Origin of the sequence: Streptosporangium sp. NPDC002721 (assembly GCF_042888905.1) — a bacterium.
Lineage (GTDB): Bacteria > Actinomycetota > Actinomycetes > Streptosporangiales > Streptosporangiaceae > Streptosporangium.
Genome location: NZ_JBIAQI010000025.1, coordinates 128,191 through 150,476, shown reverse-complemented (window position 1 = coordinate 150,476; position 22,286 = coordinate 128,191). Strand labels below are relative to the sequence as shown.

22 protein-coding genes are annotated in these 22,286 nt (G+C 71.7%); 17 read left to right on the top strand and 5 right to left on the bottom strand.

Annotated elements, in window-relative coordinates; all coding sequences use genetic code 11:
* Window positions 1–216: 216 nt before the first annotated feature.
* Window positions 217–738 (top strand): hypothetical protein, encoded by a 522-nt coding sequence (locus tag ACFYWM_RS32295; protein WP_389921452.1) that lies wholly within the window; start codon window positions 217–219, stop codon window positions 736–738.
* 73 nt (window positions 739–811) lie between these two features.
* On the opposite strand, the gene ACFYWM_RS32290 is transcribed toward ACFYWM_RS32295, so the two are convergent.
* Window positions 812–1,699 (bottom strand): polysaccharide deacetylase family protein, encoded by an 888-nt coding sequence (locus ACFYWM_RS32290; protein WP_389921449.1) that lies wholly within the window; start codon window positions 1,697–1,699, stop codon window positions 812–814.
* A gap of 268 nt (window positions 1,700–1,967) precedes the next feature.
* Between ACFYWM_RS32290 and ACFYWM_RS32285 the strand changes: the two genes are divergently transcribed.
* The 9 genes from ACFYWM_RS32285 to ACFYWM_RS32245 all read left to right on the top strand — a co-directional run bounded on the left by ACFYWM_RS32285 (window position 1,968) and on the right by ACFYWM_RS32245 (window position 11,805).
* The gene (locus tag ACFYWM_RS32285) at window positions 1,968–3,080 is read left to right on the top strand and encodes a fatty acid desaturase family protein (protein ID WP_389921447.1); all 1,113 of its coding nucleotides are present in this window, start codon (window positions 1,968–1,970) and stop codon (window positions 3,078–3,080) included.
* A 131-nt stretch (window positions 3,081–3,211) separates the two neighbouring features.
* The gene (locus tag ACFYWM_RS32280) at window positions 3,212–3,976 is read left to right on the top strand and encodes a carbon monoxide dehydrogenase subunit G (protein ID WP_389921444.1); all 765 of its coding nucleotides are present in this window, start codon (window positions 3,212–3,214) and stop codon (window positions 3,974–3,976) included.
* 229 nt (window positions 3,977–4,205) lie between these two features.
* Window positions 4,206–6,995: a Na+/H+ antiporter subunit A gene (locus ACFYWM_RS32275; protein WP_389921442.1), complete on the top strand. Its 2,790-nt coding sequence runs from the start codon at window positions 4,206–4,208 to the stop codon at window positions 6,993–6,995.
* Window positions 6,992–7,813: a Na(+)/H(+) antiporter subunit C gene (locus ACFYWM_RS32270; protein WP_389921440.1), complete on the top strand. Its 822-nt coding sequence runs from the start codon at window positions 6,992–6,994 to the stop codon at window positions 7,811–7,813. The genes ACFYWM_RS32275 and ACFYWM_RS32270 overlap by 4 nt, the downstream gene beginning before the upstream one ends.
* Before the next feature lie 100 nt (window positions 7,814–7,913).
* Window positions 7,914–9,488, top strand: coding sequence for a Na+/H+ antiporter subunit D (locus ACFYWM_RS32265; RefSeq protein ID WP_389921438.1), 1,575 nt, complete (start codon window positions 7,914–7,916; stop codon window positions 9,486–9,488).
* Window positions 9,489–9,560: 72 nt separating this feature from the next.
* Entirely contained in the window at window positions 9,561–10,121 is a 561-nt protein-coding gene (locus ACFYWM_RS32260) for a Na+/H+ antiporter subunit E (protein WP_389921436.1), read from the top strand.
* 163 nt (window positions 10,122–10,284) lie between these two features.
* Window positions 10,285–10,545 carry a monovalent cation/H+ antiporter complex subunit F gene (locus tag ACFYWM_RS32255; protein ID WP_389921433.1) on the top strand — a complete coding sequence of 87 codons (261 nt, stop codon included), beginning with the start codon at window positions 10,285–10,287 and terminating at the stop codon, window positions 10,543–10,545.
* A complete protein-coding gene (gene mnhG / locus ACFYWM_RS32250) occupies window positions 10,542–10,871 on the top strand; it encodes a monovalent cation/H(+) antiporter subunit G (protein WP_389921431.1) in 330 nt (109 codons plus the stop codon). Before ACFYWM_RS32255 ends, mnhG begins: the two co-directional genes overlap by 4 nt.
* Before the next feature lie 25 nt (window positions 10,872–10,896).
* Window positions 10,897–11,805, top strand: coding sequence for a hypothetical protein (locus ACFYWM_RS32245; protein WP_389921429.1), 909 nt, complete (start codon window positions 10,897–10,899; stop codon window positions 11,803–11,805).
* Between the two features lie 19 nt (window positions 11,806–11,824).
* Here the strand turns inward: ACFYWM_RS32245 and ACFYWM_RS32240 are convergent, their stop codons facing one another.
* Window positions 11,825–12,793 (bottom strand): MBL fold metallo-hydrolase, encoded by a 969-nt coding sequence (locus ACFYWM_RS32240; protein WP_389921426.1) that lies wholly within the window; start codon window positions 12,791–12,793, stop codon window positions 11,825–11,827.
* Window positions 12,794–13,008: 215 nt separating this feature from the next.
* Window positions 13,009–13,890: a serine hydrolase gene (locus ACFYWM_RS32235; RefSeq protein WP_389921423.1), complete on the bottom strand. Its 882-nt coding sequence runs from the start codon at window positions 13,888–13,890 to the stop codon at window positions 13,009–13,011.
* 166 nt (window positions 13,891–14,056) lie between these two features.
* Between ACFYWM_RS32235 and ACFYWM_RS32230 the strand changes: the two genes are divergently transcribed.
* The 5 genes from ACFYWM_RS32230 to ACFYWM_RS32210 all read left to right on the top strand — a co-directional run bounded on the left by ACFYWM_RS32230 (window position 14,057) and on the right by ACFYWM_RS32210 (window position 17,405).
* Window positions 14,057–15,040, top strand: a complete 984-nt coding sequence (locus ACFYWM_RS32230; protein WP_389921421.1) for a LysR family transcriptional regulator — start codon at window positions 14,057–14,059, stop codon at window positions 15,038–15,040.
* A gap of 318 nt (window positions 15,041–15,358) precedes the next feature.
* Window positions 15,359–15,886 (top strand): DUF5999 family protein, encoded by a 528-nt coding sequence (locus ACFYWM_RS32225; RefSeq protein WP_389921419.1) that lies wholly within the window; start codon window positions 15,359–15,361, stop codon window positions 15,884–15,886.
* Complete coding sequence (locus tag ACFYWM_RS32220; RefSeq protein WP_389921416.1) at window positions 15,883–16,338, top strand: ATP-binding protein; 456 nt, start codon at window positions 15,883–15,885, stop codon at window positions 16,336–16,338. Before ACFYWM_RS32225 ends, ACFYWM_RS32220 begins: the two co-directional genes overlap by 4 nt.
* Window positions 16,339–16,399: 61 nt before the next feature.
* A complete protein-coding gene (locus tag ACFYWM_RS32215; protein WP_389921414.1) occupies window positions 16,400–16,597 on the top strand; it encodes a hypothetical protein in 198 nt (65 codons plus the stop codon).
* Between the two features lie 109 nt (window positions 16,598–16,706).
* Entirely contained in the window at window positions 16,707–17,405 is a 699-nt protein-coding gene (locus tag ACFYWM_RS32210) for a DsbA family protein (RefSeq protein ID WP_389921411.1), read from the top strand.
* Window positions 17,406–17,487: 82 nt separating this feature from the next.
* Here ACFYWM_RS32210 and ACFYWM_RS32205 read toward each other — a convergent pair whose 3' ends face one another.
* Together ACFYWM_RS32205 and ACFYWM_RS32200 are read right to left on the bottom strand one after the other, a co-directional pair.
* On the bottom strand, window positions 17,488–18,120 hold the full coding sequence (locus tag ACFYWM_RS32205) for a thymidine kinase (RefSeq protein ID WP_389921408.1): 633 nt from the start codon (window positions 18,118–18,120) through the stop codon (window positions 17,488–17,490).
* Between the two features lie 256 nt (window positions 18,121–18,376).
* Window positions 18,377–19,015 (bottom strand): hypothetical protein, encoded by a 639-nt coding sequence (locus ACFYWM_RS32200; protein WP_389921405.1) that lies wholly within the window; start codon window positions 19,013–19,015, stop codon window positions 18,377–18,379.
* 354 nt (window positions 19,016–19,369) lie between these two features.
* On the opposite strand from ACFYWM_RS32200, the gene ACFYWM_RS32195 reads away from it, so the two are divergent.
* Together ACFYWM_RS32195 and ACFYWM_RS32190 are read left to right on the top strand one after the other, a co-directional pair.
* Complete coding sequence (locus tag ACFYWM_RS32195; RefSeq protein ID WP_389921403.1) at window positions 19,370–19,816, top strand: hypothetical protein; 447 nt, start codon at window positions 19,370–19,372, stop codon at window positions 19,814–19,816.
* 323 nt (window positions 19,817–20,139) lie between these two features.
* Window positions 20,140–22,266, top strand: coding sequence for a hydantoinase/oxoprolinase family protein (locus tag ACFYWM_RS32190; RefSeq protein WP_389921400.1), 2,127 nt, complete (start codon window positions 20,140–20,142; stop codon window positions 22,264–22,266).
* The last annotated feature ends 20 nt before the right edge of the window (window positions 22,267–22,286 follow it).

Below are 22,286 nucleotides of genomic sequence, written 5' to 3'. Positions count from 1 at the left end.
GTCCGCCTCCGGGGTGATTTCCGGGTACGCCGGGCGGCGGACCCCTTGTCACCCCTTTCCCACACGAATCCCGTCTGGCTAGGGCGAGTCGCTGCAAACGTCTCGCAAGCGCTCCGTAAGGAGCGATACGGGGGTCTGCAAGCCGCTCCCCCTACAAATGAGTCACTCCAGGGGGAAATCGGCAAGGGCCGGTTCGGGGAGACAAGGGGAGAAACCATGATCAAGCGAATCGCCACCGGCCTGCTCGCCGCGGCCGCCCTCGGCGCGATCGCGCTCGCCGCGCCCGCCACCGCGCACGCCGCGACCACGGCGGCCCCGGCGGCGGCCACCGCCGCGACCGGCTACGACTACGACTACAGCGAGAACTGGGGCTCCTACTTCTCGGCCAACCACCGGGCCAAGAGCCGCGGCTGGATCGGCGTCGAGTGGGACCACCAGCAGAAGTGGAACCGGGTCGACGTCAAGGGCAAGCTGTACGACCTCGACCACCGCACGTACAAGCAGGGCGGCAAGTGCGCCTACGTGAAGTTCGCGGTCCACCACTTCGGCGACGGTGGCAACCAGTGGTACGACGGCAAGTCCTACACCTACTGCGGCGCCGGGGGTGCCAAGCACTTCGCCTTCAGCAAGCACAAGGTCGACAGCGTCCGCGTCAAGGTCTGCCAGATCGGCCGGCACAGCTCCTACCCCACCCGGTGCGGCGACTGGGAGTACCTCTACACCGCCGAGAGTGAGTGATCACATATATCCCCGGACGGCCCGCTCCCCGCGCAGGGAGCGGGCCGTCCGCCGTTCGGCCGCCGCGGCCTGGTCAGCGGGCCGCGGCCTTGAGATACGCGTCGAGGTTGCCGATCTCGAAACCCCGGCGCTTGATCTTCGCGACGAGGATCCTGAAGTCGCGCGCGAGGTTGGGGCGGAAGTGCAGCAGCAGGATGTCGCCGGGGCGGAGCTTCTTGTCGGGCACCTGGTAGGCGATCTTCCCGCCCGGCTGCACGGTCGCGGTCCAGAGCAGGAGCGCGTCGATGCCGCAGGCCTTGGCGGCCCTGCGGGTCAGGGTGTTGTGGTTGCCGAACGGCGGGCGGAACAGGGTGGGCGCGGTGCCGGTGTGCCTGCGGATCAGCTTGGAGACGCCGCAGATCTCGGCCTTCTGGCCCTCGTAGCCGAGCGTGGGGAGGTTCGGGTGGGTCAGCGTGTGGTTCTCGATCGTCGCCCCCGCGTCGCGCAGGTCGCGCACGTACCTCCACTTGCCCGCGCCCAGGAACCTGCCGCCCTGGGCGGTCGGATCGGCCGCGCCCCTGGCCTCCACGGCGTCGCGGGTGACGAAGGCCGCCACCGGGATCCGCTGGTCGCGTACCTGCGCCACGAAGCCGGGGTCCTGCTCCCAGCCGTCGTCGATGGTGAGGAAGACGACCTTCCGCCTGGTGGGGATGGAGCTGATCACCGGGGGCAGGCCGTCGCCGGGGCGGGGGAACTCGCCCACCTCGCCCGGCCGGGGTGTCACCCCGGGAGGTCCGGCCGGCCTCGCCGCGCGGTCGCCCGCGCCGGAGGGGGCCTTCGACGCGCTGGAGGCGCCCGGCGCGGGGGTGGTGCCGTCACCGGCCCGGCCCGTTCCGCCGTCGAGGCCCGTGGCGCACCCGGCGCTCACCGCCAGAGCCGTCGCCGCCGCCGTTCTGATCGTCCAATATGTCCCCGATGCCATGGGCGACCATCCTGCCAGCAGCCGTGAGTCCGACCTAGCGGGCTGAAACGGATAGGAGGGTGATATAGCAGCTGTCTTGCGATTATTCGTAAATAGTGACATCTGCCGGGGTAGGGTCAGCACTACCACAAGCTGGGGTGTGAGCGGGGGGTTGGGATCGCGGCGGCCACGGGATCCTGGGACGGTCGTCCTTCTTGGTCGACGCTGATCCGTGGCGTGACAGGCTGACGTGATCATGTCGAGTGATCCGGCCCATCTGAGGAGAACCGTGACCAACTCAACCGCGATCGATGATGCGGATCTTCCCCCCGCTCCTGCGAACGTCACCTCCGGAAACGACGCCCCCGAGACCGCCGCTCCGGGAGACGGGGAGCGGGGCAGTGACTTCGCCCGCCTGTCTCGCCGGATCGCCCAGGCGGGGCTGCTCGACCGGCGTCCCGGTTACTACGCCGCGAGGCTCGGCCTGGTCGCGGCGTCCTTCGTCGGCGGCTGGGCGGCCTTCTTCGCCCTCGGTGACTCGTGGTACCAGCTGCTGGTGGCGGTCTTCCTCGCGGTGGTGTTCGCCCAGATCGGACTGGTCGCCCACGACCTGGCCCACCGCCAGGTGTTCCGCTCCCGCCGCTCCAGCGAGCTCGCCGGGCTGGTGGCCGGGAACCTCGCCATCGGCATGAGCTACGGCTGGTGGATGGACAAGCACACCCGCCATCACGCCAATCCCAACCACGAGGACCACGACCCCGACGTCAACCCCGACTTCCTGCTCTGGTCGCGCGAGCAGGCCGCGGCGAGCAAGGGGCTGCCCAGGTTCGTGGGCCGCTGGCAGGCGTTCCTGTTCTTCCCGCTGCTCACGTTCGAGGGGTTCAACCTGCACGTGTCCAGCGTCCGGGCGCTGAGGCGACCGGCGATGAAGAACCGGGCCGTGGAGGCGTCGCTGCTGGCCGTGCACGCCGTGCTGTACCTGGGCGCGCTGTTCGCGGTGCTGTCGCCCGTCAAGGCCGTGCTCTTCCTCCTCCTGCACCAGGCGGTCTTCGGCGTCTACCTGGGCTGCACCTTCGCCCCCAACCACAAGGGCATGCCGATGCTCAGGGGCGAGGACAAGCTCGACTTCCTCCGGCGCCAGGTGCTGACCTCGCGCAACGTGCGCGGCGGCGTGGTCCTGGACGTCGTGCTCGGCGGGCTCAACTACCAGATCGAGCACCACCTCTTCCCGAGCATGCCGATGCCCAACCTGCGCCGGGCCCAGCCGATCGTCCGGGCGTACTGCGAGGAGCTGGGGGTCGACTACCTGGAGTCCGGGATCGTCAGCTCGTACGCGCAGGCGTTGCGTCACCTGCACGACGTGGGGGTTCCCCTGCGGTCCGGAAGTCCCGCGACCGGTTGAGTCGATCCGCGCTGTCCCGCCCGTTTCGAGGCACCGGGACAGCACTGGGACAGCACTGACAAGGGCGGGTCCGGGCGGCGGGCAGATGTTGCTGTTATCCGCCCGCCCGGCGATTGCCTAGGGTGCTGGGTGTGAAGCTCGCAGGCAGTGCCGTGCTCGGCATCGACAGAGATCGTGTGTGGTCAGCGCTCCAGAACCCGGCCGTGCTCGTACGCACGATCCCCGGGTGCGAGCGCCTGGAGGAGACGGGGCCGGACACCTACCGGATGACCGTCACCGCGGGGGTGGCCTCCATCAAGGGCGTCTACCAGGGCGAGGTCGCCCTTTCCGAGCCCGAGGCGCCGGAACGGTTCGTGCTCAGGGCCCGGGGCCAGGGCGCCCCCGGCACCGTGGACGCCACCGTGGAGATCCGCCTCAGCGAGGTCGAGGGCGGCACCCGCGTCGACTACGACGCCGAGGCCGTGATCGGCGGCATGATCGGCGGGGTCGGCCAGCGCATGCTGGGTTCGGTCGCGAGGAAGACCGCGGGGGAGTTCTTCTCCGCCGTGGAGAGTCACCTCACCTCCGGGGAGATTCCGGTTCCCGCCCCCGCCCCCGCCCCCGCCCCCGCCCCCGCCCCCGTTCCCGCTTCCGCCGACGGCGTGCTCACCCGGATCGCGGCGGGTGGTAACCCGTCGCTCGCCGCACTCGCCGAGGTCACCGGGGTCGCCGCCCCGGGATCGTCGGCCGCGGCCGGCCAGGCCGGATCCGCGCACGTCTTCGAGCGCCCGGCCGGGCGGCCCAGGCCCGGGGTCCCCGCCTGGTCGCTTCTCGCCGCGTTCGGGATGGGCGCGGGCGTCGCGCTCGGCAGCGCGGTGATCGGCTGGCTGCTCGGCCGGACCGGCAGGAAGCGGTGACGATGTCTCGGGGAATGACGGCGTTCCGCGACAGGAAGCGGTGACGGCGGTCCGCCGTGGGAAGCGGTGACCGGGCCCGCCGGGTCGAGGGGCCGATCGGCGAAGGGCTGATCATGCCCCGATGAAGAACCGGCGGTGTTCGGGTCAAGCGGCCCGCGTGCTTGACCGGTGAAACGTGTGCCTCCCGGCATTTTGGGATACGTCGACCACGACGGGTGCCCGGGGGGACATGGAGCCGCTGCTGATCCTGCACGCCGTGGCGGCGGTACTCGCCCCGGCGCTGGTGCGCCGCTTCGGCCGGGACGCGTTCCTCCTGCTCGCCGTACCGCCCGCCTGCGGGTTCGTCTACACGTCCTGGATCGCCCTGGCCGGTGTGCCGGTCGAGTCGCACCACGACTGGGCGCCCGTTCTCGGCCTGGGGCTGTCCTTCCGCGCCGACGCGCCGGCCATGCTCATGATGGCGCTGGTCACCGGCGTGGGCGCGCTGGTCGTGCTGTACTGCTCGCGCTACTTCGCCGCCACCGCCGAGGGGCTCGGCCGGTTCGCCGGGGTGCTCGTGGCCTTCGCCGGGGCGATGCTCGGCCTGGTGGTCGCCGACGACCTCCTGCTGCTGTACGTGTTCTGGGAACTGACCACGGTCTTCTCCTACCTGCTGATCGGCCACGACCCCGCGAGCAGGACCGGCCGCAGGGCCGCCATGCAGGCGCTGACCGTCACCACGTTCGGCGGGCTGGCGATGCTGGGCGGCATGGTCGTGCTCGGCGAGGCCGCGGGGACGTACCGTGTCTCGCGGATCGTCGCGGACCCGCCGTCCGGGGGGCTCGTCCCGGTGGCGGTGGTGCTGGTCCTGGCCGGCGCGCTGTCGAAGTCGGCGATCTTCCCGTTCAGCGTGTGGCTGCCCGCCGCGATGGCCGCGCCGACGCCGGTCTCGGCCTACCTGCACGCCGCCGCCATGGTGAAGGCGGGCGTCTACCTGCTCGCCCGCCTGGGCCCGGCCTTCGGGGACCTCGCCGCGTGGCGCTGGACGGCCGTACCCCTGGGCCTGCTCACCATGCTGCTCGGCGCCTGGCGGGCACTGCGCGAGTACGACCTCAAGAAGCTGCTCGCCTACGGCACGGTGAGCCAGCTGGGGTTCCTGACCGTGCTGTTCGGCGCGGCCACCCGCGACACCGCGATCGCCGGGGTGGGGATGCTGCTCGCGCACGCGCTGTTCAAGGCGTCCCTCTTCCTGGTCGTCGGTGTCGTCGACCGCTCCACCGGCACCCGTGACCTGCGCGAGCTGAGCGGCCTGCGGCGCTCGGCGCCGTGGCTGTTCGCGACCGCGGCCGGGGCCGCCGCCTCGATGGCGGGCATCCCGTTCTTCCTGGGGTTCGTCGGCAAGGAGGCCGCCTTCGAGTCGCTGCTGACCGGCCGGACCGCCGACACGGTGGTCCTCGCGGGGGTCGTCCTCGGCTCCGCGCTCACCGCCGGGTACAGCGCGCGTCTCCTGTGGGGCGCCTTCGGCGACAGGCCCGGCCGGGAACCGGTGCAGGTGCGCCGTAGCGCCGCCGCGACGTTCCTGCCGCCCGCGCTGCTGTCGGCGCTCGGGCTCGCCGCCGCCCCGCTCGCCGGGCGGTACGGCGAGGCGATGGAGGGCTACACCGGAACCTTCCCCGGGCCCGGCCACGGCACCCACCTCGCGCTGTGGAGCGGCGCCCCGGTGCCGCTGCTGCTGTCGGCCACCGCGCTGGCGGGCGGCGCGCTCCTCTTCCTGGTCAGGGAACCGCTGGTGCGGGTCGGGATGGCGCTGCACGTGACGGACTCCGGCCGGGCCTACTGGGCCCTGGTCCGCGGGCTGGTCCGCTTCTCCCTGCAGCTGACCGGAGTCGTCCAGCGCGGCTCGCTGCCCGACTACCTCATGATCGCGTTCGTGTCCCTGGCGGGGGTCGCGGCCTTCTCACTCCTGTACGGGCCCTCGCCCGGCCTCCGCCCGGACGTCGTGCTCTGGGAGCGTTTCGAGCAGCCCGTCGTCGGCGTGCTCCTCATGGCCACGGCCGCCGTCGCGCTCAGGGTGCGCTCGCACGTCGTACTGGTGCTGGTGGCGGGCCTGACCGGGTACGGCACGGCGCTGCTGTTCCTCGTGCACGGCTCTCCCGACCTGGCCCTGACCCAGTTCCTCGTCGAGACGCTGAGCCTGGTCGTGTTCGTGCTGGTGCTGCGCAGGCTTCCCCTCGGCCCCCGGGAGGACCGGCCCCGGGTGCCGTTCGGGGCGCGGCTCGCCCTCGGCTGCGTGAGCGGCGCGGTGGTGGCCGGGGCGGGGGTGCTCGCGATGAACGCGCGGCTGGCGACGCCGGTCGGCACGATGATGGCCCCGGCCGCGAGGGAGGCCGGGGCCGCCAACGTCGTCAACGCGATCCTGGTCGACATCAGGGCCTGGGACACCATGGGGGAGACCTCCGTGCTCGTCGTCCTCACCCTCGGCATGACGGGCCTGGTCTTCCTGCGCAGCCGCTCGTACGCGCTGCGGGTCCCGCATGAGGGGAACGGCGACGACTCCCGGACGTACTGGCTGGCGGCCACCCTGCCCCCCGGGCAGCGGGCGGTCATCTTCGAGCTGGTGGCCCGGCTCACCTTCCACACGGTGATGGTGGTCTCGGTCTTCCTGCTGTTCACCGGGCACGGCGCGGTGGGCGGGGGGTTCGCCGGGGGCATGGTGGCCGGTCTCGCGCTGGTCATGCGCTACCTCGCCGGGGGCAGGTACGAGCTGGCCGCCGCCGCGCGGGTCACCGCCGGGGTGCTGATCGGCCTGGGGCTGCTGCTGTGCACGGTCACCGCGTTCTGGGGGCTGCTGGCCGGCGCCGGGCCGCTGGACATGCTCCCCGCCGGCCTGCGCGTCCCGCTCGTCGGCGACCTCCACCTGTCGACCGTGCTGCTGTTCGACGTCGGGGTCTACGTCACGGTGGTCGGCATGGTGCAGGACGCCCTGCGCAGCCTGGGCGCCGAGCTGGACCGGCGGATCGACGAGGGGGAGGACCGGTGACCGCCCCGCTGCTGCCCCTCCTGGTGGCCGGCACGCTCGTGGCCACCGGGGTCACGCTGCTGCTGGAGCGGAGCCTGGTCCGGCTGCTGGCCGGGGTCATCCTGCTCGGCAACGGGGTGAACCTGCTCATCCTCACCGCGAGCGGGCCGCCGGGAAGGCCGCCGATCCTGGGCACGGCCGCCCCGGAGCGGATGGCCGACCCGCTGCCGCAGGCCATGGTGCTCACCGCCATCGTCATCACGCTGGGCGTCACCGCCTTCCTGCTCGCCATGGTCCACCGTTCCTGGCAGCTCACCGGTGCCGACGAGGTGCAGGACGACACCGAGGACCGCCGGGTGCGGCTGCGGGCCAGGCGCGGCGAGCTGGGCCAGGACGTGCTCGACCGCCTGGAGGCGTACCGGCGGATGGTCAGGGAGCAGCGCGCCGAGCTCGCCCGGCTGCGGGAGGCCCGCCACGAGCGGGAACGCAGGGAGGCCGCCGAACTGGAGCAGCGGATCCTCGACGTCAACGTCGACCTGGGCCGCTGGTTGCAGGAGCACAAGAACGAGGGCCTGTCCGCCGAACAGCTCGCCGAGCGTTTCGCCGAGGCGCAGCGCGCGGAGGACCTCTCCAAGGAGGAGCGGAGGGAACGCGTACGGGAGATGCGCGCCGAGTTCGCCCGCAGGGAGCGGGAGCAGGTCGCGCGGGAGCACGAGATCCGCAGGCGGCTCCGCGCCCGCGTGAGCGACGCCCGAAGGCAGATGCGCGCCGTGATCCGCGCCGACCGGGCACGGCAGGCCAGGGCGCAGGACGACACCGACCTGGAAGGGGAGGACTGATGCGGGATCGCGTCCCGCGCGGTGCGGGAGGAGGGCCTGTGAGGGACGGGGGAATCTCGGACGGCGGACGGGTCACGGGGGGCGGGGGGAGGGGGTGCCGGTGGAGGCGCTGATCCCGGTGCCCGTGGTGCTGCCGCTGCTGGCCGCCGGGCTCAAGCTCGCCATCGGCCGCAAGCTGATACGGCTCCAGGCGCTCATCAGCGTGGGCACGCTCGCGGTGGTACTCCTCGTGTCGCTGCTCCTGCTGGCGGCCGCCGACCGGGAGGGACCCCTGGTGGCCCACGCCGGAGGCTGGGGCGCGCCGATCGGCATCGCGCTCGTCGCCGACAGGCTCTCCACGCTGATGCTGGCGGTCTCCTCCGCGGTGACGCTCTGCGTGATGGTCTACTCGCTGGCCCAGTCGCGCGCCGACCAGGAGCACCTGGCCCCGCTGTCGATCTTCCACCCGGCTTATCTGATCATGGTCGCCGGGGTGTCGGACGCCTTCCTCTCCGGTGACCTGTTCAACCTCTTCGTCGCGTTCGAGATGCTGCTCAGCGGCTCGTACGTGCTGCTCACCTTCGGCGGGACCGAGGCCCGCATCCGGGCGGGCGCCACCTACGTGGTGGTGGGGCTGGCGTCGTCGCTGCTCTTCCTCGTCGCGATCGCGGTCGCCTACGCGGCGACCGGCACCGTGTCGATGGCGCAGCTGGCCGAGCGGTTCTCGGTGCTGCCGCAGCACATCAGGCTGCTGGTCGAGCTGACGCTGCTGCTGGTCTTCGTGGTCAAGGCCGCGATCTTCCCGATGTCGGCCTGGCTGCCCGACTCCTACCCGACCGCGCCCGCCCCCGCGACGGCGCTCTTCGCGGGGCTGCTCACCAAGGTCGGCATCTACTCGATCATCCGGCTGGAGGCGCTGCTGTTCCCCGGCGGCCCGGTGAGCGGCCTGCTGATGTGGGCGGCGCTGCTGACCATGCTGGTCGGGGTGTTCGGGGCGGTGGCCCAGACCGACATCAAGCGCATGCTCTCCTTCACCCTGGTCAGCCACATCGGCTACATGGTGTTCGGGGTCGCCCTCTTCTCCGTCGCGGGCATGGCGGGCGCCGTCTTCTACGTCGCCCACCACATCACCGTGCAGACGAGCCTGTTCCTGGTGACCGGCATGATCGAGCGTCGTACCGGAACCACCTCCCTGAACCGGCTCGGCGGCCTGGCCGGGCCGGCCCCCGCGATCGCGGTGCTGTTCTTCGTGCCCGCGATGAACCTGGCGGGGATACCGCCGATGTCCGGCTTCCTGGGCAAGCTCGGGCTGATCCAGGCGGGGGTGGCGGACGGCCGTCCGCCGGCCCTGGTCCTGGTCGCGGGAGGGCTGCTGACCAGCCTGCTCACCCTGTACGCGGTGGCCACGACCTGGAGCAGGGCCTTCTGGGGGACGCCGCCCGCGGGAGCGTCCGCGGAGGAGCCCGGCGAGGCCGGTACGGGAGAGGCGGGGGGCACCGGGGGGATCACCGGAGAGGCCGTCGTCACCGGTGCCGCCATGCCGGTGCCGATGCTCGCCGCCACGGCGGCGCTGGTGGTGCTGGCCCTGTCGTACACCGTGCTGGCCGGGCCGCTGTCCGCCCTGGCCGAGCGGGCCGCGGGCGAGCTGCTGGCCCGCGAGCCGTACCTGTCCGCGGTGCTCGGCGGTGAGCGGTGAGGTCGTACGTTTCCATGGTGCTCGGCGGTGAGCGGTGAGGTCGTATGTCTCCGCGGTGCTCGGCGGTGAGCGGTGAGGGGGCCGGGCCCGACGCTCCCGGTGCCCCGGGTGCTGGGCAGGCCCGTACCGCTGCCGCTGGTGGCCTGGCTGACGGTGGTCTGGCTGCTGCTCTGGGGGGATCTCAGCGTGGGCAACGTGCTCGGCGGCCTGCTGGCCGGGCTGGTCGTCGTGTGGCTGCTGCCGCTGCCGGTCCAGGACTCCGGCATCCGGCTCCACCCCGTCGGGATCCTCCTGTTCGTCGTCCGCTTCGCGTGGGACCTGGCGGTCTCCAGCCTCCGGGTCGCCTTCTGGGCGCTGCGCCCGGGACCGCCGCCCCCGGTCCAGATCGTCGAGGTCGGGCTGCGCTCCTCGTCGGAGACGATGGCCGTGCTGATGACGGTGGCGTTGTCGGCGCTGCCGGGCAGCCTGGTGCTGGAGGCGAACGTCCGGCGGAGGCTGCTGGTGCTCCACGTGCTCGGCATCCCGGGGGACGAGCCGGCCGTCACCCGGGTCACCCGGGAGGACGTGACACGGCTGGAGAGCCGCATCGTGACCGCCTTCGGCACCCGCGCCGACCGGGAGGAGCTGCGATGACGGTGACGTACCGAATGACGTACCGAATGACGTGTCGGGTGACGTGCCGGGGGACGTGCGGCGGGTGTGGTGGCCGGGCAGCCCCGGCGCACGCGGAGAGGCGTGGTGGCCATGACGTATCGGGGGGAACCGTGATGAAGGGAACACACGAGGGGGAGTCGCGGTGACGGTGACACACCTGGCCGTTCTGGTGCTGCTCGTCGCCGCCGCGGTGATGACGCTCTACCGCCTGGTCCGCGGCCCCACGATGCTGGACCGGGCCGTCGCGCTGGACGTGCTCACCGCCGTCGTCATGTGCGCGATCGGGGCGGAGGCGGCGACGTACCGGGAGTACTCGGCACTGCCCGTGCTGCTGGTGCTGTCCCTGCTGGGGTTCGTCGGCTCGGTCTCGCTGGTGAGGTTCTTCGCGGGACGTGCCCGATGACCGCGCTGGACGTCGCCGCCGGGGTGTGCCTGCTGCTGGGGGCGGGGCTGGCGTTCGCGGCCGGGGTGGGGCTGGTCAGGTTTCCCGGCACCCTGTCGCGCATGCACGCGGCGACCAAGCCCCAGGTGCTCGGACTCCACCTCGTCCTGCTCGCCATGTGGCTGCGCCACCCCCGCTGGACGATCGCCGGAACCCTGCTGCTCGTCGCCGTCTACCAGGTGGTGACGGCGGCGGTGGCCGCCTACCTGGTGGGAAGGGCGGCACACCTCGCCGACTCGCCGCGGGACGACGGCACCGCCGTGCCGCCCGGTGACGCTCGCGCCTAAGGATCTCCCGGCGTACCGTGTCGGTATGCGTGATGCACGTGCGGAGGATGCCAGGACCGAGGCCAGACGACTGATCCGCGAGCTGCTGGGAGAGGAGCGGCCGGACGCCGCCCTGCTGCTGGGCGAGGCGAAGGCGGCGCTGGGTGCCGACCGCGTCGCGCGTTCCGTCGAGCTCGTGCGCGGCGCCCCCCTCACCCGCAGATCCACCGAACTCGCCGCGCTGGCCGCGCTGCTGGTCGGCACCCGCGAGCTCGGGCAGGAGTGGTGGCGGCAGGAGCGCGGGGACAAGCTGCCCGCGCCCGAGGAGGTGCTCCGGACCGCCACGGCGATCGAACCGTGGACCGACCTGACCGTCCTGGAGATGCTCGCCGCCTGGATCGCCGACGACGCGGCCGACGAGACCTGGGGCCGTCCGGCCGCGGTCACCGACCTCAACTCCTGGCAGGCCGAGGACCGGGTCGAGCTGCCCAGGGACGCGCGCCCCGGCCAGCGGATCGTGGTCTCCTTCGACGCGGGGGGCCGCCTTGACGCGGTGGTCCTGCGCCGCGCCGACGACGGGGCCGACGGGCTCGGCTCCAACCTCGACTTCGACTCCCTCCGCTACTCACGTCCCGCCGAGGCCCAGTGGAGCTGGGGCGTCGCCGCCGGGCTCGGCCCCCACCGGCTGGACGAGCACCCCGACCCGTACGAGCAGCCGGTCGACGCCGAGGCCGCCGCGATCCTGCACTCCTGGGCGTTGCGCCACGGCGCCTCCGCCGAGCAGGCCGGTGAGGTGTGGCGTGTCAAGGGCGACGTCGTCGCCTCCATCGAGCGCATCGACTGGATGTGGCGCAGCGGCGAGTGGTTCGCCTGGTGGCGCGGGGTGTCCGCCCTGGTCGACGGCGAGCCCGACCACCTGGCCGCCCGCCTCGGGGAGATCGCCTCCGCCCCCTGATCCGGACTGAACGTGAGGGTCAGCCGAAGGTGTGCGGTGTCAGATAGTCCGGGATCACGACCTTCGTCCCGGGGCTCACCCTGCGCACCGCCGCGACGAACTCGGCGAGGCTCTTCCTCGACTTCTCGTCGGCCTGCGGGGGGTTCCGCAGTTCCACCTCGAAGTTGTCCCAGTGCACCGGTACGACCACGCGCGGCATGTCCAGGGCCCGAAGCAGGCGCGGCACGTAGTCGTACGTGGACGACGACGAGGTGGTGGGGATCATCGCGACGTCCGGGGCGAGACCGGTGAGGTTGCGCTCGACGAAGTCGCTGCCGCCCATGAAGAAGACCGACGGGCCGCCCCTGACCGTCACCTGGAACGCCAGGGTGTCTCCCTCGGGCAGCTCGGAGATGTTCTCCGGCTTGCGCTCCGGCCTGGTCAGCCGGACGCCGGGGAAGACCATGGAGTAGTCGGCGTTGCGGCTGTGCAGCGACGCCACCACCTCGACGACGTAGTCGCCGAAGTCCAGGACCTCCCCGCCCTTCACCGGGCTGAGCAGGTTCTTCTCCACGTCGAACGCCAGCGCCAGGTTGCACGTGGTGGCGGTGCCGACCACCCGCGCCCCGGTCGACGTCGCGATGTGCGGGACGTCGTTGAAGTGGTCCCAGTGCGCGTGCGTCACCAGCACCACCTTCGGCGTGCCCGCGTGCCTGCCGACCGCCTCGGCGTCGACCGTGAGCGCCGTCGTGGGCCTGAACGCGCCCGCCGCCAGGCCGGTGTCGAACCGCGTCACGTACGGGTCGACGAGCAGCGTCGACGACCCCGCGTCCACGCGCCAGCCCGACGTGCCGAGCCAGCGGAACGTCGCGGCGGTCCTCGCCCCGCCCGGACGCGCCGTCGCGGCCCTGGCGGGGGACGCCGGGGTCGGCGCGGCCCCCGCCAGCGCCGCCCCCGCCGCCCCCGCCGTCGCGGTGCGCAGGAAACCTCTTCGATCGAATCGGGACATGTCTCCCCCTTGGTACGGATGAACACGCGGTCGTCACCGGTCACGCGGGTGACGGCCGCCGGCCGCGTACGGCCCGCTGAGGACCCAACCATCACCGGACCGCCCGCGTCCAAGATCCACGACCGTCGTCTCCCATAGGCGAACGCGTATCGGAGCAGCTGGAAGGGGGTTCACATGGCACGCGGGGAGGCGGAACCCGCTCGATGCGCGGGGGCCTACCCGGCCCGGAGCGCGTCGACGGCGGTTCGCGCGGCCCGGCCGATCGCCAGGTCGACGTCGATGCGCCGGGTGGGCAACTGCCTGGTCCGGGTGAACACCGCCACCGCGTAGCTTTCGCCGGAGGGATACTCGACGACCCCGGCCTCCATGTGCAGGCCGGGCAGCGTCCCCGTCTTGGCGGCCACCCGCGTCCCCGGCGGGAAGCCCGAGGCGATCCGGGTCCAGAAGATCTGCCGTGCCATGTAGTCGCGGACGGCCGCGCACGCCTCCGGTGGCCCGGCCTCGTCCCGCCAGATCAGCCCGAGCAGCCGGGTCACGTCGCGCGCGGTGCTGGAGGTGGTGTGGTCGGGGTCGAGGACCCGCAGCGCCCGTACCCGCTCGGGGGGCAGCGTCGGGAAGATCCGCGCGAACTCGGCGTCGTCCCGCGCCCCCACGTCCGCGAGCATCGACTCCAGCACCTGCCTGGGCCCGCCGACCACGCGCGTGCGCGCCAGCCCCAGCTCCGCCGCCAGCATCCGTACGGTGTCCAGGCCGATCCTCCGCATCAGCAGGTCGGCGGCGGTGTTGTCGCTGACCTGCATGGCGAAGTGGGCGAGATCGCGCAGCGACATCTCCAGGTCGTCCGCGCACCCGGCGGTCCCCCACCCGCCGAGCCTGTCCCGCGCCGTCACCAGGACGCGCTCGGCCGGGTCGAGCTGGCCGGCCGCCGCCTGGCGGGCGAACTCCAGGACCAGCAGCACCTTGAAGATCGAGGCGATCACGACCTGCTCGTCGGCACGCACGGCGATCTCGCCGCCCCCGGTGACGTCCAGCGCGTGCAGGTACCCCTCCACCCCGGCCGCCGCGAAGATCTCCGCTGTCCGTTCCTCTGCCGACATGCCCGCAACGCTATCCAGCCCCGCCACCGGACCGTGACGCGTGGCGGATCCGCGGGTATGCGGATCCGCGGGTATGCGGATCTGCGATAACCCCATGTCCCCGCGACCCCGCGCCCCCATACACCCGCGCCCCCGTTGGCGATCGCTCATCGCTTATCGTGACGCCGTGGACCTCTCCCGGCATCTGCGACATTTCCTCGTCGTCGCGGAAGAACTGCACTTCGGCCGCGCCGCCGAGGTGCTGGGCATCGCGCAGCCGCCGCTCAGCCAGTCGATCCAGAGGCTGGAGCGCGAGCTCGGTGCCCAGCTGTTCGACCGCTCGCGCCGGCAGATCGAGCTCACGATGGCGGGCCGGCTCCTCGTCGGGGAGGCCGGTCGCTTCCTCGCCGGTGAGGAGCGCCTGCGGGCGACGATGCGCCGGGCCGGTGACGGTGAGCTGGGCATTCTCCGGGTCGGGGTGCCCCCGGAGATCCCGGCCGTGACGCTGCACGCCCTGCTGCGGCGTGTCACCGAGGAGACGCCGGGACTACGGCTGGAGCTCCACGAGCTGACCATCCCGGAACAGCTGCGCCGCCTCACCTCCGCCCAGCTCGACGCGGGCCTCGTGCACCACCCCGCCGACGTCCCCGGCCTGCGGTCCGGGCCCGTCGTGGAGATCCCGCTGGGCGTGGTGCTGCCCCGTTCCTCCCGCCTGCTGGCGGCACGCCCCCAAGGGGCGTGGGAGATCACGCTGGCCGACCTCGCCGGGCACGACCTGGTCGTCTTCCCGCGCGAGACCTCTCCGGCGTGGTACGACCGCATGCTCGACGTTTGCCGCGCGGGGGGCTTCTCTCCCGTACGCCTCCAGCACGCCCGCAACCCGGAGTTCCTGCTCGGGCTCGTGCTGGCCGGGCACGGGGTGGCGTTCGAGCAGGAGACGATGGCCCGCAGGGAGCCCCGGCTGGCCTGGCGCCCCCTGGCCGGTGCCCCGCTGCGGCGAGGGATCTGTGTCGCCTGGCCGGAGGGGGCGGCCCACCCGGCGGCGGCCGGGTTCGCCGCCCTGGCGGCGGAGATCCTCGCCCAGGACGCCACCGCCGGTACGCCGCAGGCGGCACCCGGGACGCCCCCGTCGCCCACACCCCGCCCCTGGTCCGTCGTCTACAGTCCGTAGCCGCCCTCGGGGTGCCGGTCACACTCCGCGTTTCTCCCGGGCCGCTCCCCGGCGAGGCCCGGAAGAGGATCGCCGACCCCGGCCGGCCTCTCGGATTGCCTGAGGCTCCTCGTCGTCGCTCGTTTTTACCTGGCGCGGGGCGAATCCATACCGCAAAGAATGCTTTACCAGGACAAGGACTTAGCTCTATCGACCTTCAACACATACGGGTGTAAACAAAGAGAAATCAACATATAAGCGGTTATAAATCAACACCGCAGCCCGTTCGGGGAAGTGTGACAGCGATTTTGTGTCACGTGCAGGTCATCGAACGGGTGAGTGCGATCGTCGACAGGGTTCCCGGTCACTACCGGAACCGGCCGCACCGAGGTAGACGTGGGCGCAGGCGCGCGAAGGGTCGTCGCCGACAGCGGAAGAGGGACAGGTCCCTCGCGTCCGGAAAGCTCGCATCCGGAAAGCTCGCGTTCGAAAGCTCGCATTCGAGGAGTTCGTGCTCGAAGAGTTCGCATTCGGAAAGCGCGTTTCCGAAAAGGGAGCCGGTCCCGTCGTCGACGGGCCGGAGGCGAGCCGGAGAAGACGATCGCCCGCCAGGGGTTCCGGGAGGTTCCCCTCAGTAGCCAATCAGGATCGGATCAAGATCGGAGTAGGACCGTGTGTCAGCACCCGCCCGCCCGTCCGTTCGTGGACGCCCCGGATCGTGAGGCGGCCCGTCTCGTGATCTCTCACCCCGAACGGGGATGGGGGCTGCTCCGCGACGGCGTGGTGGTCCTCCAGGACGCCGGGACGCTCGCGCCCGGTGGACGTGGTGCTCCCGCTCGTCGCGATCCTCGAGGGAGGACGGCATGAGACTGTTCACCGCTCTCTCCCTCTGCGTGGCCACCGTCCCGATCCCTCGCCCCGACGCCAGGGAGGCGTCCTGGCGGATCTTCCCCATCCCGGCCTCGGTGCCCAGGGCCCGGCTGCTGGTCGGCGACCAGCTGGCCGAGTGGGGGATCGGCGAGCAGGACGAGGTCGCCCGGTTGCTCGTCAGCGAGCTCGTCACCAACGCGCTGTGCCACGCCTGGGGGCCGGTCTGGCTCGCCGTCTCCTATCGGGACGGAACGCTGCGTTGCGAGGTGAACGACGCCAATCCCGCCCTGCCCAGCGCGCGCGATCCTCTCGGGGACGACGAGAGAGGGCGCGGGCTGCAACTGCTCGACCTGCTCTCCGACCGGTGGGGCAGCGAACGCACGCCCACCGGGAAGGTCAGCTGGTTCGAGCTGTCCGTCGCCACCCGCCCGGACGGCACCGCGGCCTGAGAGGGGCCGGCTTCACAGCCCACGACAGTAAAGCCTCTCCTCAGGGAGGACAGAGAGGAACATGGGGGACGTAGACGCCATGGACCATCCGCGCCGCCCGTACGACGGCACATCACAGGGATCGGCGGGCCATGCCCGTACGCGCACCCGGCAGGAGTTCCGGGCGAAGCGCCAGATACGAATCCGCAAGCGCTCGCGGCGTTCCGCCCAGGTCGTGCTGGACCTGCGGAGCCCGTCGGGAAGGCTGCTGCCGTACTGACCTCGGAGGCCGGGCGACGAGCACATCCGGTCGTGACCGGAATTCCATGCGTTCACGTTCACGGCCGGCGGAAGGAATCAGTGAGTTGCCGTACCGGTTGCAGCGTGGTGTGAAGGTTGAAATCTACTCAGACGTCGTATGCCCGTGGTGCTACATCGGCCACACCCGCTTCGCCCGCGCCGTGGAGCGCTACCGGGCCAAGGGCGGGGAGGTGGAGGTCGAGTTCAGGCCGTTCCAGCTCGCGCCGGACGCGAAGTCCAACGGCGAGCTCACGCTCAAGTGGGCTGCGGCGAAGTTCGGCGGGGCCGAGCAGGCCGCCCGGATGTTCGACAGGGTGACCGAGGTCGCCGCCGAGGACGGGCTGGCGCTGGACTTCGACCACTCGATCCAGGCCAACACCTTCGACGCGCACCGTCTCATCCGGCTCGCCGGGGAGCAGGGCAAGGGGGAGGAGGCGCTCTACGCCCTCTTCCGCGCCCACTTCACCGACGGCCTCGACGTCGGCTCCCGGGAGGTCCTCGCCGGACTGGCCCGCGAGCTCGGCGTGCAGGCCGACCTGGACGGGCAGGACGGCGCGGCGGCGGTACGGGAGGAGCTGGCCCAGGCCCGCGCCATCGGCGTCAGCTCGGTGCCGCTGTTCCTCTTCGAGGGCCAGTTCGCCGTCTCCGGCGCCCAGCCCGAGGACACCCTGCTCGCCGCCCTCGAGGAGGTCGCCGAGCGCACCGGCCAGTCTCCGGCCGCCAGGGCCGTCAAGGCCGCCGCGACCGGCGGCGACGCCTGCGACGACGAGGGTTACTGCGCCGTCTGACACCGCCGGGCGGGGGGACGCCCCCGCCTCGCGGTGAGGTCTCGCGGTGAGGTTTTTTGGTGAAGGAGGTCTCGCGGTGAGGTCAGCCGGTCAGGCCGAGCTCGCCGGAGCGGTAGTGGCGGCGGCACAGCACCTGATAGCGGATCGGGTCGGCGCCCGTGTCGCCTATGACGACCTGCTCGCCGGTACGGACCATCCTGCCGCCGACCACCCGGGCGTTCAGGCGTCCGGGACGCCCGCACCAGCACAGGACCTCGACCTGCAGGCGGCTGATCTCGTCGGCCAGCTCGAACAGCCGCTGGGCGGCGGGGAACATCTGCGAGCGGAAGTCCGAGGCCAGGCCGAAGGCGTAGACGTCGATGCCGAAGTCGTCGGTGAGATCGGCGAGCTGCTCGATCTGGGCGACCGTGTAGAAGCACGCCTCGTCGCATATGACGTAGTCGATGGGCTCGTGCGCGCGGACCAGGGCCACCAGGTCGAGGTCGTCGACGACCTCGACGGCCTCGCTGCCCAGGCCGATCCGGCTGGTGACCTGCGGGGTGCCCGAGCGGTCGTGCTTGGTGAGCACCAGGCCGCGCCTGCCCTGGCGGCCGTGGTTGTAGTTCATCTGCAGGGCCAGCGTGGACTTGCCGCAGTCCATCGGGCCGAAGTAGAAGCGCAGCACCCCGTCCCGGGAACCGGCGGGAACGGCGGAGAGGGCAGACAGTTCGGTCACGGGGGGCCAGCCTAGTACTCCGGCCACGTTCCGCGATCTCCAGCCCTGGTCATCGGTTCGTCACCTCCACCCGGCGGCACCCGGCGGCGTCCGACGGCATCCGGCGGCCGGTCGTACGGGACCGCTCCGGTCGTACGGGACCGCTTCCGGCCCGCTGACGAGAACCGACAAGGACCGACAAGGACCGACAAGGACCATGGGGCCCGCCCGGTTCCGGCGGGCGGGTCCCATGGCCCCCTTTCGCGGGTGAGTCGGCTCAGAGCTCGCCGCTCTCGATCGCCGCCTTGAGACCCGCCTGCGTCGCCTGGTGGGAGGAGACGCCGTTCGTCACGGTGAAGTCGATGAGCAGGACGCTCGCCTCGAAGGTGAGGTGCTCGGTGACGCGCGTCCGCCCGTCGCCCAGGTCCTCGAAGACGATCTTCTGGTGCGTGACGACGTTCGGCAGCGTCCAGGTGTCGGTCTCGTAGTAGAGGTCGTCGCGGTGGATGCGCTGCTGCGCGTGCGTGTTGGAGGTGACGGGCAGCCCGGCGACCGGGATGTCCTCCACGGCGGTGAAGTTGACGTAGCGCGTCCCCGCGTCCGTCCAGTCCGCGTGGGTGACGACCCGCTTCAGGAACGAGTGCATGCCGAGGTGGTTGTTGATGTTCGAGTAGGCGTCGAACACGTGCTCAACCGGCGCGTCGATCTCGATGGAGATGTCGCGCTTGGCCTGGCTCCGTCCCGTTATCGGGAGGGGAGCGGTCAGGCACTCGTAGAACCGGTAGGTGTCCCACGCCACCTGCCACTGGGCGGCGAGCACGGGGTCGGTGTCGGCCCGGGCGGGGGTCGAGAACATGGTGAGGAGGAGGGCCGCGGCTGACAGCGGGGCCACGAGGAGACGGAGGAGCTTTGTCACAGATACCTCTGAAAACCGAATGAGAGTAGTGAATGTCTTCTATCTCATCCGAGTCCCGTTTTACCGCGTTGATCGCGGATCGTGATCTCCATGTTTCACGGGCGGCTCACTCCCGTACGCCCGCCGGAAAGGTGACGATCCACGGCCGGTGGCGAACCGCGGGGCACGCGGGGACGTTTGGCGCGAAGACGCACTGGTAGAAGGGGGCGGACCCCCGGTTGACGAGCCACAACAAGCCGCAACAGGCCATGACAAGTCGCGACGTGACCTGGCTTGATCTGACTTGGCCTGACTTGGCTTGATGGCGAGAACCGTGGGAGATTCCTTTTGGTCCATCGAAAAGTGGGAGAATCTGTGACGACCACCAACAACTCCGCTCCACCCCTCGGCAAGACACCGGCCGTCGTGACCCCCGGCCCCTCCGGCACGGAGAGCACGGAGATGCCCACGGCGCTCGCGGCGATGATGACCGAGGACGAGGCCGTCGCCGCCCAGGCGGAGGCGGCTCGCTGGCGGTACGGGTTCTACGTCGTCATCATGGGGCTCATCGTCATCCTGATCGGCTTCGTGGTGATCGCGCTGCGCGAGGGCGACACGGCCGCGCCGTTCGCCGGGCTCGTCGGGGTCTCGGGCGCGGTCATCGGCGCCTACTTCGGGGTGCAGGTCGGCCAGTCCGGCAAGGACCGGGTCGAGGCCGAGCTGCGCCGTACGAACGAGATGGCCATCCGCCTCGCCGCCAAGATCCACGCGCACGACGCCGACGCGGTGATCAACACCACCATGGGTCCCCGCCGCCGCTAGGGTCCGCTCCCGCCGCCGGCCGGTCCGTGACCGTGGCGGCGGGACCGCCCTCGGCGAGGCCGTTCCGGTGCGGCCGTCCTGGTGCGGCCGTTCGAGCGGGGTCGTTTCCAGGGATGCCGTCCCGCCGAGGTCGTTCCACTGAGGCCGTCCCGCCGAGGTCGTTCCAGCGGGGTCGTTTCCGGGAAGATCGCTTCCGAGGTGTCTCCCGGTCGTTTCCCGGTCGTTTCCCGGTCGTTTCCCGCCAAGACTGCCCAAGGGCCGGGCACAGCTTCGGCAGGGTCCGCCGATTTGCGTACTCGCCGGGACTGGGTAGACACGGGGGCATGCGCAGCGTCCGTATCGGGGTCGACACCGGAGGCACGTTCACCGACGTGGTCGCGGTGGACGAGCAGACCGGTGAGATCACCACGACCAAGACTCCCTCCACCCCCGCCAACCCGGCGGACGGGTTCATGGAGGGGGTGCGGAAAGTCCTGCGGAAGGCGGCCGGGGCCGAGGACGTGACCGAGGCGAGCGACACGGGCGACGTGGGCCTGGAGGCCGTGTCGGCCGTCGTGCACGGCACCACGGTCGCCACGAACCAGCTCCTCGAGGACCGCATCGCCGACCTCGGCTTCGTCACCACCGAGGGCTTCGAGTTCATCCTGGAGATCGCCCGCCAGAGCGTGCCGGACGGCTACGGCAACTCCTACTTCTGGGTGAAGCCACCCCGTATCGTCCCGGTGCACCGGGTCAGGACCGTCGGCGGGCGCCTGGACCACACCGGCGCCGAGGTGCGGCCGTTCGACGAGGAGCAGGCCGTCGCGACGGCCCGGTGGTTCCGCGACCGCGGCGTCACCGCGATCGGCGTGTGCTTCCTGCACTCCTACGCCAACCCCTCCCACGAACTGCGCATGCGGGAGGTCCTCGAACGGGAGCACCCGGACGCCGTCGTCTCGATCTCGTGCGACGTGCTGCGCGAGTACCGCGAGTACGAGCGGTCGGTCACCACCCTGGTCGACGCCGCGGTCAAACCGACCATGCGCCGCTACATCGCCAACCTGGCCGAACGCCTGGAGGCGGCGAGCCGCGTACAGGACGCTGAGCCGTCAGGGCGAGCGGGGCAGGGGAGCGGCATGCCGTTCTCCGTGATGAAGAGCAACGGCGGCGTGCTGTCCGCGGCCGAGGTCGTGCACCAGCCGATCACCACCGTGCTCTCGGGACCGGCCGCGGGCGCGCTCGGCGCCGCGCTGATCGCCGCCACCGCCGGGCACCCCTCGGTGATCACCCTGGACGGCGGAGGCACCTCGACGGACGTCGCGGTGGTCGTCGACGGGGAGCCGTCCCTGACCACCGAGGGCAGCATCGGCCGCTACCCCTGCAAGATCCCGATGATCGACATCGTGACCGTCGGCGCGGGCGGCGGCTCCGTCGCGTGGATCTCACCCGAGGGCACGCCCAAGGTCGGGCCCAGATCGGCCGGGGCCGACCCGGGCCCGCTCTGCTACGGCCGGGGCGGCACCGAGGTCACCGTCACCGACGCGCACGTCTTCCTCGGCCGGGTCCCCCCGCACCTGCTCGGCGGCGAGATCCCGCTCGACGCCGACGCCGCCCGCGAGGGGATCGAGGCCCTCGCGGGCAAGATCGGGCTGTCCCCGGAACGGACCGCGGCGGGCATCCTGGAGATCAGCGCGTTCAACCAGTCGAACGCCATCCGCCAGATCACCGTCAAACGCGGCCTGGACGTGCGCGACTTCCCGATGGTCGCCTTCGGGGGCTCGGGGCCGCTGCTGGTCTGCCGGTTGATCGACATCCTCGGCCTGCCGTCGGTGATCGTCCCGCCCGATCCGGGCAACGTCTCGGCCTTCGGGCTGCTCACCGTGGACGTCAAGAACGACTACGTGCGCACCTTCGTCACCCGCGACCTCTCCCTGGAGACGGCCGGGGAGATCTTCGGCGACCTGGAGGGACAGGCCGCCTCGGCCCTGGACCGCGAGGGCTTCGCCGCCGGCGCGCACGTCTACGCGCGCAGCGCCGACCTGCGCTACTACGGCCAGGCCTACGAGGTCAGGGTGCCTGCGCCCTCCGGCCCGCTGGACGAGGCCTGGCGGGCCGAGGTGCTCGACCGCTTCCACACCGAGCACCGCAAGCTCTACGGGTACGGTTACCGCGACGACCCCAGGCACGGCGTCGAGTGGGTCAACCTCCGCGTCTCCGGCATCGGCCCCATCACCCGCCCCGCCATCGCGCGCAGGCCCCACGGCGACCCGAGGCCCGAGCCGGTCGCCTCCCGCGAGGTCTTCTACGACGAGTGGGGCGCCGTCCCCATCCATCGTCGCCCCGACCTCACCGCCGGAGCGGAGATCACCGGCCCGGCGGTCATCGAGGAGTACGGCTCCACGCTCCCGCTCCACCCCGGCTTCACCGCGACCATGGACGAGTTCGGAAACCTGGAGGTACGCCGTGCATGACGCGAAGCGACCGTTGAGCG

What these genes read in the sequence shown, in the direction of transcription:
- ACFYWM_RS32295 (WP_389921452.1), top strand. Translation starts at nt 217, where the DNA reads ATGATCAAGCGAATCGCCACCGGCCTGCTCGCCGCGGCCGCCCTCGGC.
- ACFYWM_RS32290 (WP_389921449.1), bottom strand. Translation starts at nt 1,699, where the DNA reads ATGGCATCGGGGACATATTGGACGATCAGAACGGCGGCGGCGACGGCT.
- ACFYWM_RS32275 (WP_389921442.1), top strand. Translation starts at nt 4,206, where the DNA reads ATGGAGCCGCTGCTGATCCTGCACGCCGTGGCGGCGGTACTCGCCCCG.
- mnhG (WP_389921431.1), top strand. Translation starts at nt 10,542, where the DNA reads ATGACCGCGCTGGACGTCGCCGCCGGGGTGTGCCTGCTGCTGGGGGCG.
- ACFYWM_RS32245 (WP_389921429.1), top strand. Translation starts at nt 10,897, where the DNA reads ATGCGTGATGCACGTGCGGAGGATGCCAGGACCGAGGCCAGACGACTG.
- ACFYWM_RS32240 (WP_389921426.1), bottom strand. Translation starts at nt 12,793, where the DNA reads ATGTCCCGATTCGATCGAAGAGGTTTCCTGCGCACCGCGACGGCGGGG.
- ACFYWM_RS32235 (WP_389921423.1), bottom strand. Translation starts at nt 13,890, where the DNA reads ATGTCGGCAGAGGAACGGACAGCGGAGATCTTCGCGGCGGCCGGGGTG.
- ACFYWM_RS32220 (WP_389921416.1), top strand. Translation starts at nt 15,883, where the DNA reads ATGAGACTGTTCACCGCTCTCTCCCTCTGCGTGGCCACCGTCCCGATC.
- ACFYWM_RS32215 (WP_389921414.1), top strand. Translation starts at nt 16,400, where the DNA reads ATGGGGGACGTAGACGCCATGGACCATCCGCGCCGCCCGTACGACGGC.
- ACFYWM_RS32190 (WP_389921400.1), top strand. Translation starts at nt 20,140, where the DNA reads ATGCGCAGCGTCCGTATCGGGGTCGACACCGGAGGCACGTTCACCGAC.